This window comes from Salinimicrobium sp. 3283s (assembly GCF_039602225.1).
Taxonomy (GTDB): Bacteria; Bacteroidota; Bacteroidia; order Flavobacteriales; family Flavobacteriaceae; genus Salinimicrobium; species Salinimicrobium profundisediminis.
Genome location: NZ_CP143631.1, coordinates 3,593,930 through 3,608,108 on the forward strand (window position 1 = coordinate 3,593,930; position 14,179 = coordinate 3,608,108).

Here is a 14,179-nt window from a genome sequence, read left to right on the forward strand (position 1 = left end):
ACTCAAATCTCTCTAATCCAATTAGAGATTGACAATCAAGAGGCTTCGAAAGGAGCCTCTTTTTTTGTGTTCAAGCCCATGAACGAATAACGCAAAGAAATTTAGTTCTTATCTAGTCTACACCTTTCTGTGGAAAAATTCATCATTTTTTGTTAATCTATTGGCTAAATCCCCATATTCAGCCATTATTATATGGAGAAATTTACATATCGACAGGGTTGTATGAAACCACTTACACAAAACACAATCTATTGTAAATAAGGCATTTAAACCTCTTCGCCACATATAGCTTTAGGTATTTCATAGTATTTATTCTTCTTGCTTCTTCAAAATGGAATTGGTATTGCTTCTATAGCTATGACCAAATACCACAATTATGAGATTAAGAGAAAAACGATTATACAAAAAAGTTTTCCTTGAGGCATATCTTGCGCAAATTAACTGGGATTGGCTATTTCTAAAAGGTCAATTGATCTTCACCGGAATTATTAGTCTTGGAACTATAATTTTCATCTTCTGGTTTTTGCTCTAACTCTACCCAGAAAAACTACTTTCCTCTGAAAACACACTTCATCTTTAAAATCCTTCCATTCAGTAGAATTTAGTTCTGCAAACATTGTAAGCTGTTCATCTTTACAAAAACTAATAAGATGAAGTCGGTATTTACATTGGTGGGATTGTTCCTTACATTATCGCTGCAGGCCCAGAATCAAATTTCCGGAAAAGTAACCGACCGGAACGAGCAGCCAATTGCCGGTGCCAACGTTTACCTGGAAGGAACCTATGATGGCGCCACTACAAACTCTTTTGGAGAATTCTCTTTTTCTACTAAAAACCGGGGGGAACAAATCCTCGTGATCTCCTACATTTCTTTTGAAACCGCACGCAAAAAGATACAGGTAAACACTGCGCAGCACCTGTTTATAAAGCTAAGGGAAGATGTTACGGCTCTTGATGCTGTTACTCTTAGCGCAGGCACATTTTCTGCGGGAGACAACTCTAAAGTCACTGTGTTAAAACCTCTTGATGTAGTTACCACGGCAGGGGTGGCAGGAGATCTTATGGCCGCTTTACAAACCCTTCCCGGCACTCAGCCGGTAGGAGAAGATGGCCGTCTTTTTGTAAGAGGAGGTACAGCCGGAGAAACCGCAGTCTTTATTGATGGGCTCAGGGTATTCCAACCTTATACTTCTTCTGCTAATAACCTGCCCAGTCGCGGGAGATACTCCCCTTTTCTTTTCGACGGAATAACTTTTTCTACAGGTGGTTATTCAGCCGAATATGGACAGGCACTTTCAGGGGTTTTACTCCGAATACCATTGCCGAACCAGACCAAACTGAAACCAATATTTCGCTCATGAGTGTAGGTGTCGGGCTGGGACACACTCAAAAATGGCAAAAATCCTCCCTCTCTTTAAATACAGGTTACATCAACCTTTTCCCTTATCTTAAATTAGTGCCCAATAACGAGCAGGCAAAGTTTAAAAAACCATACCAGAGTTTTAGCAGTGAAAGTGTTTACAGAAAGCATAGCAAAAATGGCATTTTTAAGTGGTATACTGCTTATGAGCTTACCAACCTCGAAGTACTTCAACCCGATATTGACCAACCCCAGCCGGTAAACTTTAGCCTGAGAAATGAAAACCTCTACACCAACCTTTCCTATAAATCGGCTCTTGGGAATGGCTGGAGTTTTAACCACGGAGTAAGCGCCTCATACAGCCGCAACAAATTTGATATAGACCTCACCCAAATTGAAAATCGGGAATTGGCTGCCAATTTAAAACTGAAAATGAGCAAAAGGTTCAGCAATCGTATCAAACTTTACTTCGGAGGAGAGTATATATATAAAACTTTTTCTGAAGATTTTATTGCTTCTGAAAATCTTGAAGAGCTTCAGATTAAACCCGAAGTTTCAGCAGGATTTGCTGAAGCCGATTTTATATTCAGTAAAAAATTTGCGCTTAAAACGGGTTTCCGTGGTACTTATCTGGACTTAAAAAAACAGTTTTACTGGTTACCCCGACTTTCAATGGCTATGAAAACCGGAAAAGACGGACAGCTTTCCCTGGCCTACGGACAATACCTGCAACAGCCTGAAAATGATTTACTGAAATTTGATCAAACCCTGGAGCCTGAAACCGCTACGCATTACATTCTAAATTATCAATGGACGCGCCCCGGTTACATTTTACGGGCAGAAGCATATCACAAAGAATACAATGATCTCATTAAGTTCAATACGCCCGAACCCGGCTATAATAGTGCTTATACCAATGAAGGATACGGTTACGCCCGTGGTGCTGATTTCTTTTTTAGGGATGATAAAAGTTTCGAAAACCTGCAGTATTGGATCTCTTACAGTTTCATTGACTCACAACGGGATTTTAGAAATTTCCCGATAAAGACCACTCCACAATTTGTCGCCAACCACACAGTAAGCCTGGTGACAAAATATTGGATTGAGGAATTAAGGAGTCAGGCGGGTCTCACCTATACCTTCGCTTCGAGAAGGCCTTATGAAGATCTCAATACTTCAGGATTTATGAATAGGAAAACGAAAAACTACAATAGCCTCAGCTTTAACTGGGCATATCTACTTAGTCAGCAAAAGATCATTTATTTCTCTGTCTCCAATGTTTTGGGTAGCAGGAACGTCTTTAACTATGATTACGCAAAAACGGCTGACGAAAATGGCATTTTTGAGAGGCAGGCAATTACCCCGGCAGCCGATAGGTTCTTCTTTGTCGGGTTCTTCTGGACCATCAGCAGTAATAAAAGCAAAAATCAACTGGAAAATCTCTAAAGGTTTCAGCTCATCATTAAAATATTACAGTTCAGTAAAAATGAATTCAGGCTTGAACAAAAAAACTGCAATTTCGAAATAGATTTTAATATTAACCGTAAAACCACCTCATTATGCAAGCATTTATCATCACTATCGCCCTCTCCCTTTTTACTGCTATTGGTTTAAACGCCCAGACACAATATGAGCAGGAAATGACCAGAGCCCTGGAGCTATGGGAAGATCAAAAACCCGAAGAGGCAGCCAATCTTTTTGAACGTATTGCCGGCGCCGAAGCAGAAAATTGGCTTCCGTATTATTATGCATCACAAATTAAGATCGTAGAAAGCTTCCCTGTGACCAACAGAGTCCAAAAAGAACAAATGCTTACAGAAGCCCAGAATTTACTTGACAAAGCAAAAAACCGTAATGCCGATAAAGTAGAGATCATGATCCTACAGGCCATGTTGCACACCTCAAGGCTAACCATTGATCCTTCAACCTACGGGATGAAACTGGCGCCTGTGATTTCAGGAATTTATTCTGAAGCTTCTAAATTAGCCCCAGACAACCCCCGGTTATTTCTCTCAAAAACTGAATGGGATATGGGCACTGCAGCCTACTATGGTGAAGATCCCACTAAATATTGTCCTACTTTAGAAGCAGGGCTTGAGCTCTTTGCAGAAGAAGATCACGCTCCCACAGTGGCTCCCGCATGGGGAGAAGAAAGAATGAAAAAGCTCATTGAACAGACATGTAACAATAAGTAGTCTTTAACAGTACCCAAAAAAAAATATATATTTAAAAAACCGGAAAAGAACCGAAATTAGCTCATCTCAAATATTAAAAAAGTGAAAGAAATTCTCAAAATCATAAAGATCTCAATTATTATTTGTGCAGGACTCGTTCTCATAAATAGCCTTTTTGGTGCACACCGTTGGAAAAACATAATGGACTGGAGTGTATGGGGAACATACTTTTTTTATTCTTTCGTTCTCACCGCTCTAAACTCAACCTATTTCGACCTTTTTGCCAGGAAGATTGGATGGCAGGGAGCGAATTTAATGAGGATTATTTTGGCAGCTGTGGGTTCTATTGTGCTTACAATGATAGGCTTTTTTCTTTGCAGGCTTATAGATGAGACGCTTTTCCAGGGCTTCACGGTACAGCATTTCTTAGCCAATGAAAAGCTGAGCTATTATCTTTTTCCCTTATTCTTAACCGCCTTTATATCGCTTATTTTTCATCTGGTGTATTTTTATAAAGCACTCCAGGATAAAAGAGTTACAGAACAAAAAATTATTGCAGGGAATGCTTCAGCGAAATTTGAGAGCCTTAAGAATCAAATTGATCCGCATTTTTTATTCAATAGTCTTAACGTACTTACTTCCCTTATTGAAGAAAATCCGGAGCAGGCTCAAAAATTCACTACCGGTCTTTCCAAGATTTACAGGTATGTACTGGAGCAAAAAGACAAGGAGCTGGTAGACCTTGAGGAGGAAATTAAATTTGCGGTGACCTATATAAACCTTTTAAAAATGAGGTTTGAAAACAGCATTTATTTTGAGGTTCCCGGGCAACTTTCAACCCCGGAAGCCAAAGTTGTTCCTTTATCATTACAATTGTTGCTGGAAAATACTATAAAACACAACGTAGTGAGTGAAAACAAACCTCTGCGCATTAAAATATTTGAAGAAGACGGTTACCTGGTGCTGGAGAACAACCTTCAGGAAAAAGAAGTTTTACAAAAACGTGCGGGAGTAGGGCTACAAAACATCGTTAGCCGGTATGGTCTTGTAACCCGACGGGAAGTCCAGATTATTAAAGACTCAGAGAAATTTTCAGTAAAAATTCCGATACTCACCAAACAAATCAACATCATGAAAACAGAAAATATATCAGAAAACAATGCATATTTTAAAGCTAAGCGACGAGTAAAAGAGATTAAGGAATTCTACGGCAATTTAATCTCTTACTGTCTCGTGATCCCTGGGCTCGTTTTAGTTAACTACTATACTTATTGGGACTTCCAGTGGTTCTGGTTTCCAATGGCAGGCTGGGGTCTTGGACTTGTAATTCATGGCTTCTCGGTCTTTGGTTACGGTGCCAACTGGGAAGAACGAAAAATACAGGAATTGATGGAAAAAGAAAAACAATGCACAAAAACCTGGAACTAATGGAAACAAATGATAAATCCTTTCAGTATCAACTCGCTAAAAAAAGGGTGAAAAAAATTAAAGGATTTTATGTGCACATGCTGGTGTACCTGTTTATTAATATTGCCATTATTGCAGTGAATACAAGAGGAAGAGGCTTAATTGAAGGCATGCAGGATCTGGGTAATTACTTCACTGCCTTCTTTTGGGGAATTGGACTATTTTTTCATTGGTGTAATGTTTTTGGTCCCGATGTTTTCTTCGGAAAGAACTGGGAAGAGCGAAAAATCAGGGAAATTATGGATAAAGAACAAAGAAACACCTGGGAATAAATTTTTATAGATGATACAAGCAGTTATTGTTGAAGACGAAAAACCATCTGCGCGAAGGTTGCAGCGCATGTTGGAGAGCCTGGGAGTAAAAGTAAGAACCACCCTGCATTCTGTTGAGGAAGCCCGCGATTGGTTTTTAAAAAACCAGCACCCCGATTTAATCTTTTTGGACATCCAGTTGAGCGATGGGCTTTCCTTCGAAATCTTTGAAGATATTGAAATTAAAAGTCCAATAATATTCACCACTGCCTATGACGAATATGCACTACAGGCTTTCAAGCTAAATAGTATAGACTACCTCCTGAAGCCTATAGATGACGAAGAGCTGGCAGCCGCGGTTAAAAAGTTTCAAAACAACCATCAAAAAAGGGATGTTAATGTAAGTTTTAATGAGCTTAAATCTCTGCTAAACATCCCCGGTTCAGGTTTTAAGAAGCGCTTCTCCATACAGGTGGGGCAGCATTTAAAACTCATAGATGTTTCAGAAGTTGTTTGTTTTTATTCCGAAAATAAAGCCAGCTACCTCCATACTTCCGGAAACAGAAGCTACCTGCTGCATGGCAGCCTGGACAAGCTGGAACCTGAATTAGATCCTGAAAAATTCTTCAGGGTGAGTCGAAAATTCATAATCGCAATGGAGGCTATTGAAGACATACTCACCTATTCAAATATGCGGCTTGAAGTAAAACTGAAGGATTACAATGGGGAACAGATCATAGTAAGCCGGGAACGCGTGAAAGATTTTAAAGATTGGTTGCAATGATTGGGAGTATGCCTGTTTTCTGTACTAAACCAGACGAAATCATATCCTATGGAGATACTTCAATAAGAGTTGAGAGCAAAAACAAGTCAAAAAAGAAGCCGCCTTCTCTACGAGCATTCCGGTTACCCTACATTCCCGGAAGCATGGCAGAAAATGACGGCCTTTCTTTATCTAGTTAGATCAATTTAAGATCTTTCAATATACCCACTAAATGCGGGGTTGTATTGGCTCCAAAATCTTCGCGAAGCTCTTTTAGTCTTTTTTCTATAGAACTCCTGCTGTTTGGTGTTATTCCCCTTGTTTTAAAATCTCCCTCTATTTCATCCTGCGTGTAGCCTGTAGCAATAGACCTTAAAAGTTCCATCTCCCAGTCTCCCAGAATTAAAATAGTGTCGTCTCTCAAAAGTCTTTCAATGCGCAAAGAATTGTACTTATCACCTTTGTTGACCGCCTGAATTGCCTCCCTGAGGTCGCGCATTCCATGCCGGTCTTTAGAGACATATCCATCAATATTACCCGATTCCCAAAGGGTGCGAACAGTTTGTGGATTATCTTCAATAGTGTTTACCAACACCTTTAAATCGGGGTCTTCTTCTTTAACCGCTGAAATCAACTCTTTACCCGACCTTAATTTCTCAGGACGATGATCGGGCCTGAAAGACAGGTCGCAAATAAGAAGATCAAATGGACTCCCTTCCCTTTTTGCCTTTTTAAAAAGCAACCAGGCTTCATCGCAATATTGGGCATGTTCTACCGTGCATATTCCAAGATCATTCAGTAATCCGGCAACTGCCAGGTTAATACTGTCAATATCTTCTGCTACAAGTACCTTTTGAAACATCGCTCTTTGAACAGGTAAACCCACTTTAATGACTTTCTTTGCCCCAAAATTAAGACAAACAATTCAGGTTCTATTACGGAAAACCGTAATTCACTAAAAAAAACGAAAACGTTTGAGATTTTTTATTTCAATATTTCCCGCTGCTGCACCCTTAGCAGCTTGAGTTTAAAAGAATTCAGCAAGAAAAGAACTGTGCAGGTTTTCAAATAAACACAAAACAGTATATTTGAAGCAGCCATCTTAACCAAGAATATGAATATTGCAGAAGTAACTGCTTACATCCTCAGTTTTATTATCCTGTTTCCCACAGCGGCCTCAATAAGCCGGTTTGACCAGTGGTGGATTAGAGATTTCGATTTTCCCAGATTGCAGATAAGTGTTCTTATCCTTGCGGTGATGATCTACAATGCCGTAGCTTTCGACTTTAGTTCGATATGGGAGACGATCATAACCGTGGTGGTAGGATTAAGCTTTATCTACCAGGCAACAAAGATCTATCCCTACACTTACCTGGCTTCAAAACAGGTAAAAGTATACCGGGGAAAGGAGGTAGAAAGACAGGTGTCAATACTTGTGAGCAATGTACTTACAACCAATACTAAATACGATAAGCTCGTTAAACTCATAATTCGGGAGAACCCCGACCTTGTTCTTACCCTCGAAAGTGATGAAACATGGGAAAAAGAGCTAAGTCGCATAGAAGAAGAATATTCCTATACGGTAAAGATTCCGCTTAAAAACCTCTACGGAATGCACCTCTACTCAAAACTTGAGCTGGAGGATATTCATGTTAAATATATCATTTCAGAAGAAATTCCTTCAATTCACGGTAAGGTAAAACTAAGATCGGGAGAAAAGGTAAATATTCACTGCCTTCACCCCAAGCCTCCAAGCCCTTCAGAAGATGATACTTCCACAAATCGCGATGCAGAGCTACTGCTGGTAGGAAGAGAAATAGATGGTAAAAATGCTACGCTCGTGTTTGGAGATCTTAATGACGTGGCCTGGTCAAGGACCACGAAACTTTTCCTTCGTTTAAGCGGACTACTTGATCCGCGTATTGGTCGTGGCTTTTACAATACATTTCATGCACAATATCCCGTTTTCAGGTGGCCTCTGGACCATGTTTTCCACAGCAGCGATTTTCTGCTGCTCAGCTTAAAAAGACTGGAAAAAATGGGATCAGACCACTTCCCTATGTTCATTAAACTTGTCTATCAACCTGAAAACGTAGAGAAAAATGGCAATGGTGAAACCGAAGAACCCGATGAAGAAGAAAAAGAATGGGCCGAAGAAAAAATAGACAAAGGCCAACATCCTGAGTCACATCAATCCTGAATATTCTTTATAGTTTTTTATTTTTATTCGGAAGTTGTGCGCAAGCAAAAAAAATCCTGCTAAAAGATGAAAAGTATTTTCTTTATATTTCTTAGGATGATTTTTTGGAGTAACTCCTCTGCACAGAATCAAGAATCAGACAAATATGATTCATTTACTGAAAATGAAAACTACCAAGTTCAGATGAAAATATCTGACAATAAACACATAATAAAATATTCTAGAAAAATAGATTCCTTAAATTTTCACTTGGAAATAATCCCAAGTATGAGAAATATTTTCGATTCTGTATCCCGTTTGAGTGATAATAAACAAATTTTCATAAAAATAATTCAAGTAGATAAAAATCTCTATCAAATTGATCAAATGAACTTTATAAATTTAGATGGTAGAAACATTTCCGTCCACAGGGACTCAGATCATTTATTTAATATTGACCTATCAGATTATAAATTAAGAATGATAGATTGTCAAAACTGTATGGAAGAAATCTCATTTTCGATTTACGATAAAGAAACTGAAAAAGAATAAAAATTTAGAAGAATGCCAGCGCACAACATCGGTTACGAGCAAATAGCGGGCATTATAGTGAAAAGTGCTATTTTAGAGACCAATTAAAAACCAACTAAGCCGACAAGGACGCGTCCCTACTCCACGCCACTTGCCGTAACCAAGACCGTTGTGGGCAATTTAAAAAGTTATTGTAAAATCTTATTAAGTGTATTTTGCAGTTCTACATCCAGACAAATTTAGATCCGATATTAGAAGATTTAGGATCGGATTAATAGTTTTAACTGCACTTTATCTTGGATTTATCGGAATAATTTTAATAGGTGGTTTTATTTTTATCCTAAAAAACCAAATAACGGACAGTGGCCTAATAACCCTTTGGTTCACAGCAATATTTTTCGGTGGAATTATCCTAAGTATTTACCAGTTAATCTATTCATATCGTTTCAGATCTTTTGAGCGAAAATATATACCTGTTTCTAAAAAGAAAAATAATGACAACTTCAAAATGTCAATATTTACAGGAATTATCGGACTATGGCTATGGCTACCAAATAAAAAAGAGATCAAGAAAATTATTGAAAAAACTGGCTATAGTAAATAACACAAATTGTGGATTACTTCTTTAAAATGGCACTTTTGACTACCTTTTAAAAACAGTATTTAACTGATAAACTTGTATTCCCAAGCCGCAACTTGCGTTATTCGAGTTTTTAAAATTTAAGAAAATGACCCAATCGGAACTTATCATTTTAAATCTTTCAGAAATAAGGCAAAGAAGTATAAAGATTTGGAAAGCACTTCCTAAAAACTATTACAATTGGAAACCTGACGAAAAAGCAATGACTGCAATTGAAATGATCAGGCACGTTTTAGAAGCTGATTATGGATGGAATATTATAATCAACAATGGGAGTATGTTGAATTATAAAACACCCTGTGAAAATAGACCTTTTGTTAGTGTTTCTGACGAACTGGAATTTGCCGAACCCTATAGAAAAGCATTTTTAGAAAGTATTCAAAAATTTTCTGATCCCGAATTAAGTGAAACCCACATTGTTCATCCCGGAAATGGAGAAATGAAAATCCTGGGAAAATATTTATTGAGAATAGGTTATCATGAATCTGTTCACGCAGGACAATTTCTTTCGTACTTAAGAGCAATGAAAGTTACCCGCCCGGGAATATGGGACTGAAAAATAAAAGCACTACAACTAATAACACATTGTGAAAGACCTGTCAAAAATGCCATTTTTGACACCTAATCTTTTTCTGTAATTACAGGTTCAAGAACTTCCCACACGTTCATAGCTACAATATCATAACCTTCGGCTGTTGGATGAATCCCATCCTGCTGGTTAAGCTCTGGATCACCTGCCACTCCTTCCAGTAAAAAAGGAATAAGATGAATATTGTTTTGCCGGGCCAGTTCGGGGAAGAGTTCCTTAAAATCTGTAGTGTATTCTGTTCCTAAATTCGGCGGAATCTGCATTCCGGCCAGGATGATCTCCACATCAGGATTTTTTTGCCGCACCATATCAATAATGGCCTGCAGGTTCTTCCGGGTCTCCTCTACTGCAATTCCGCGAAGGCCATCGTTAGCGCCCAGAGCCAGTACAAAAACATCAACCTCCTGGTTAAGCACCCAGTTGATCCTGTTTTTTCCGGCCGCGGTGGTTTCCCCACTAAGTCCGGCATTTACCACCCTGTAATTAAGCCCCAGGGAATCGATGATCTTCTGAATTTCTGCCGGATAACCTTCAGCAGGATCAAGACCCATAGCTGCGGTAAGGCTGTCTCCAAAAAACAGAATAGTACCCGTGTCTTCAATATCTTCGGAAGCTTCAGTATCTTCAGTTTCATTTTCAACTTCCGAAGCAACATTTACCTCAGCCTCATGCGCTTCTTTTTCGGTTTGTTTACAGGAAGAAAATAACAGCAGTGTCAAAAATAGCAAAAACAACAGGTTTCTCATGGCTACAGGCTTGAAGTGAAAATCATTTCTTATTTTGCTTTTTTTGAAAGCGAACTAAAGATGACAAAAATATTGAACGTGCACAACCTGAAGAAGAGCTTTTCGAGCGGCTCAAGGTTGCTTACCGTGCTCCACGACATAAGTTTTGATGTTGAAGAGAAAGAAACCTTTGCGATTGTGGGGCCTTCGGGCAGCGGTAAAACCACCTTGTTGGGGCTTTGTGCGGGGCTGGATAAGCCCGATGGCGGCAGTATTGAACTCTGCGGCACCGGGTTGACTGCGCTTTCAGAAGATGAGCGGGCAGTACTCCGCAATCAAAAGGTCGGCTTTGTCTTTCAGGATTTTCAATTACTTCCCACTTTAACGGCTTTAGAGAATGTTGCTGTTCCGCTTGAGCTACAGGGTGCCAGAAATGCTTCGGAAGTTGGAAAAGATTTACTCGAAAAAGTTGGCCTGGGCGGCCGATTTGATCATTATCCTTCACAGCTTTCGGGCGGGGAACAACAGCGGGTAGCAGTAGCCAGGGCTTTTTCGAACCGGCCCACCATCCTCTTCGCCGATGAACCCACAGGAAATCTCGATGCCGAAACAGGAGAAAAAATTATTGAACTCTTGTTTGAGCTCAACAAACAGGCAGGAACCACGTTGATCATCGTCACGCACGACCTTGAGCTCGCAAAAATGACACAGCGTATTCTGCACCTCAAAGGTGGAAAAATTGTAGAGACTCATGAGCAGCACTAACACCGGGAGCTTCTACTGGCTAATAAAAATGGTCTGGCGCGACGGAAAAGCAAGTGGCCGCAAACTGAGCCTTTTCATGGCCTCGATTATTTTGGGGATTGCTGCCGTGGTTTCTATACAATCTTTTGGAGAAAGCCTTAAAGACAATATCGCACTGCAATCTAAAGCCATGATGGGTGCCGATTATAGAATTGACCTTGACCAGGCTCCCACTCCTGAAGTACTTTCTATTATTGATTCTTTAGGAGGTGCCCCTGCCAGGGAAATAAGTTTTACCTCGATGGCTGCCTTTCCCCGAAATGGCACGACCAGGCTGGTGCAGGTAAGAGGAATTGAAGGCGATTTCCCTTTTTATGGAGAGCTGGAAACCCACCCTGCTACGGCAGGAAAGACCTATCAGCAAACCGGCGGCGCTTTGGTTGATGCCACTGCAATGCGCCAGTTCAAACTAAACCCAGGCGACAGTATTAAAATAGGAAAAGTAACCCTGCCCATTGCCGGAGCTTTAACATCCATTCCCGGCAGCAATTCATTCTTTAGCTCTGTAGCCCCACCTGTTGTTATTCCTCATCATATAATCGAAGAAACAGGCCTGATTCAAACCGGGAGCCGTATCTCTTATGATTACTATTTCACCGCAGCAGCAAATTCAGATCTTGAACAGCTGGACGAAATACTGGGCCCACAACTGGACAAACTGGAAGCCGATCTTGACACCCACACCGCTACCAGTGAAAGACTTGGCAGGCGTTACGACAACTTTGGGAAATTTCTCAACCTCGTAGCCTTTATAGCCTTACTTCTTGGGTGCGTAGGGATTGCAAGTGCAATAAATATTTACATTAAAGGTAAATTGAAATCGGTTGCAATCTTAAAATGCCTGGGAGCAACAAGAAGGCAGTCTTTTATGATATACCTCCTTCAAATTGCAGCTATGGGCGTTCTTGGTGGAATTATAGGCACTATAGCAGGCTTGCTTTTACAGCAGCTATTTCCTTTACTGCTCGAAGGTCTTTTACCGGTAAGCATCCAGGTTACTTTTAAACCTCAAATCATCATTTTAGGAATTTTGCTGGGGCTGTTTATGGCAGTTTTGTTTGCCTTAATTCCGCTTATTGGTACGCTGTACGTCTCCCCTTTACAGGCCCTAAGAGTACAATCTGAGAGCAACCCTAAAAAAGGAAAAGCCAAACTTGCTGTATTGGCAGGCATTTTTCTTTTTATCCTTCTTTTCTCTTACTGGCTGCTGCAAAACTGGAAATACTCTTTGGCCTTTGTGCTGGGAATTGTTGTGACCTTCGCAATACTTGCGGGCATTGCCACACTATTCATGAAGCTAATCAGGAAAAATTTCCCTGCCGCCTGGGGTTTTCCGGCAAGGCAGAGCCTTCAGAATCTATTCAGGCCTCAAAACCAGACTTTGACCCTGGTACTGGCTATTGGAGTGGGAACCTTTTTAATTAGCACACTCTATTTTACCAAAGATGTTTTACTTGCACAGGCTTCTTTAGATGCACAAAAGAACAGCCCAAATATGATCTTGCTTGATGTACAGACGGAGCAGGCAAAGGCGGTGGCACAAACTATTAAGAATAGCGGGAGCCCGGTACTTAATAATATTCCCATTGTTACTATGCGCATACAGAGCATTAAAGGAAGAACCGTAAACCAGATAAGGGAAGATTCTACCTCGGGGATTAACCGTTGGGTGCTTAATCATGAATTCAGGGTAACTTATACCGACTCCTTAAAAAATTCTGAAACCCTTACCGCCGGAGAATGGATTCGCCAGGTTGATGATACTAACCTCATCCCTATTTCAATAAGTGATAATTTTGCTGAAGATGCACAGGTGGCAGTTGGAGATAAAATTTCCTTCAATGTACAGGGAGTAATGATGAATACCGAAGTGAAGAGTATGAGGGCGGTTGACTGGAGCCAGATGGAACCAAATTTCACCATAGTCTTCCCGCGGGGAGTCTTGGAAGATGCGCCACAATTCCGCGTAATCACTACAAAAGTTCCAAATGATAATGCAAGTGCAGCTTTACAACAGCAACTGGTGAGTTCTTTTCCTAATATCTCTATTCTCGATCTCAGGCAAATCATTTCGGTAGTAGAAGATCTTCTGAATAAAATTGCATGGCTCATTAACTTCATGGCCTTTTTCAGCATTTTTACCGGCATCATTGTGCTTCTTGGGGCCGTTCGCACCAGCAAATTTCAGCGAATAAGAGAAAGTGTCTTGCTGCGCACTATTGGCGCCCGGAGTTTTCAAATTCTAAAAATTCTTGCCCTGGAATATTTTTATTTAGGAGCGCTGGGAACATTATCGGGCATCCTGCTTTCCCTGTTAAGCAGTCAGTTGCTCGCCTGGCTGTTATTTGACAGTGTTTTTACGCCTTCTATTTTTCCATTTTTGGTGCTCTTTCCGGCAATTACCCTACTGGTTATATTTATTGGGCTCACCAACAGCATAAGCGTAATTAAAAGTCCGCCATTAGAAGTGCTTCGGAAGGAAAGCTATTAGCGCATTTTGTTATGAACTGAATTTATTCCGAAGTAATTCAGGTAAAGAAGATCGAAAAAGCACTTTTTTAGAACTTCAGAAAAAGCTTTTGAACTCCTTCTTGTATCTGATTTTTTACCGAATAAGGTAATCTCGATTGAAGCATCAAAAAAAGCTATTTTTCATTCTCTCTTATTCTTCGTATTATCCCGATCTTTGATTAAAA

Annotated in this window: 14 protein-coding genes; 12 read left to right on the forward strand and 2 right to left on the reverse strand. The window is 40.1% G+C overall.

Going from position 1 to position 14,179, the window contains the following annotated elements; genetic code table 11:
- The first annotated feature begins 650 nt into the window (after positions 1 to 650).
- The 6 genes from VS868_RS15930 (at position 651) to VS868_RS15955 (ending at position 6,036) form a co-directional block, all read left to right on the forward strand.
- On the forward strand, positions 651 to 1,361 hold the full coding sequence (locus tag VS868_RS15930) for a TonB-dependent receptor (RefSeq protein WP_345598688.1): 711 nt from the start codon (positions 651 to 653) through the stop codon (positions 1,359 to 1,361).
- Entirely contained in the window at positions 1,358 to 2,806 is a 1,449-nt protein-coding gene (locus VS868_RS15935) for a TonB-dependent receptor (RefSeq protein ID WP_345598689.1), read from the forward strand. Before VS868_RS15930 ends, VS868_RS15935 begins: the two co-directional genes overlap by 4 nt.
- Positions 2,807 to 2,919: 113 nt before the next feature.
- On the forward strand, positions 2,920 to 3,555 hold the full coding sequence (locus VS868_RS15940) for a hypothetical protein (RefSeq protein WP_345598690.1): 636 nt from the start codon (positions 2,920 to 2,922) through the stop codon (positions 3,553 to 3,555).
- Positions 3,556 to 3,636: 81 nt separating this feature from the next.
- Positions 3,637 to 4,962 (forward strand): 2TM domain-containing protein, encoded by a 1,326-nt coding sequence (locus VS868_RS15945; protein ID WP_345598692.1) that lies wholly within the window; start codon positions 3,637 to 3,639, stop codon positions 4,960 to 4,962.
- Positions 4,962 to 5,273 (forward strand): 2TM domain-containing protein, encoded by a 312-nt coding sequence (locus tag VS868_RS15950; RefSeq protein ID WP_266068932.1) that lies wholly within the window; start codon positions 4,962 to 4,964, stop codon positions 5,271 to 5,273. Before VS868_RS15945 ends, VS868_RS15950 begins: the two co-directional genes overlap by 1 nt.
- 13 nt (positions 5,274 to 5,286) lie before the next feature.
- A complete protein-coding gene (locus tag VS868_RS15955) occupies positions 5,287 to 6,036 on the forward strand; it encodes a LytTR family DNA-binding domain-containing protein (protein ID WP_345599849.1) in 750 nt (249 codons plus the stop codon).
- 175 nt (positions 6,037 to 6,211) lie between these two features.
- On the opposite strand, the gene VS868_RS15960 is transcribed toward VS868_RS15955, so the two are convergent.
- Positions 6,212 to 6,877 carry a response regulator gene (locus tag VS868_RS15960; protein ID WP_266068931.1) on the reverse strand — a complete coding sequence of 222 codons (666 nt, stop codon included), beginning with the start codon at positions 6,875 to 6,877 and terminating at the stop codon, positions 6,212 to 6,214.
- A 252-nt stretch (positions 6,878 to 7,129) separates the two neighbouring features.
- Here VS868_RS15960 and VS868_RS15965 point away from each other — a divergent pair, with 252 nt between their 5' ends.
- From VS868_RS15965 to VS868_RS15980, 4 genes are all read left to right on the forward strand, one after another.
- On the forward strand, positions 7,130 to 8,215 hold the full coding sequence (locus VS868_RS15965; RefSeq protein ID WP_266068930.1) for an endonuclease/exonuclease/phosphatase family protein: 1,086 nt from the start codon (positions 7,130 to 7,132) through the stop codon (positions 8,213 to 8,215).
- A 66-nt stretch (positions 8,216 to 8,281) separates the two neighbouring features.
- The gene (locus tag VS868_RS15970) at positions 8,282 to 8,746 is read left to right on the forward strand and encodes a hypothetical protein (RefSeq protein ID WP_266068929.1); all 465 of its coding nucleotides are present in this window, start codon (positions 8,282 to 8,284) and stop codon (positions 8,744 to 8,746) included.
- Between the two features lie 187 nt (positions 8,747 to 8,933).
- Positions 8,934 to 9,329, forward strand: coding sequence for a hypothetical protein (locus tag VS868_RS15975; RefSeq protein ID WP_266068928.1), 396 nt, complete (start codon positions 8,934 to 8,936; stop codon positions 9,327 to 9,329).
- Positions 9,330 to 9,453: 124 nt separating this feature from the next.
- The gene (locus VS868_RS15980; protein ID WP_266068927.1) at positions 9,454 to 9,921 is read left to right on the forward strand and encodes a DinB family protein; all 468 of its coding nucleotides are present in this window, start codon (positions 9,454 to 9,456) and stop codon (positions 9,919 to 9,921) included.
- A gap of 65 nt (positions 9,922 to 9,986) precedes the next feature.
- Here the strand turns inward: VS868_RS15980 and VS868_RS15985 are convergent, their stop codons facing one another.
- A complete protein-coding gene (locus tag VS868_RS15985; protein WP_345598693.1) occupies positions 9,987 to 10,700 on the reverse strand; it encodes an arylesterase in 714 nt (237 codons plus the stop codon).
- A 60-nt stretch (positions 10,701 to 10,760) separates the two neighbouring features.
- Here VS868_RS15985 and VS868_RS15990 point away from each other — a divergent pair, with 60 nt between their 5' ends.
- Positions 10,761 to 11,444 (forward strand): ABC transporter ATP-binding protein, encoded by a 684-nt coding sequence (locus VS868_RS15990; RefSeq protein WP_345598694.1) that lies wholly within the window; start codon positions 10,761 to 10,763, stop codon positions 11,442 to 11,444.
- Positions 11,431 to 13,974, forward strand: a complete 2,544-nt coding sequence (locus VS868_RS15995; RefSeq protein WP_345598695.1) for an FtsX-like permease family protein — start codon at positions 11,431 to 11,433, stop codon at positions 13,972 to 13,974. The genes VS868_RS15990 and VS868_RS15995 overlap by 14 nt, the downstream gene beginning before the upstream one ends.
- Positions 13,975 to 14,179: the final 205 nt, after the last annotated feature.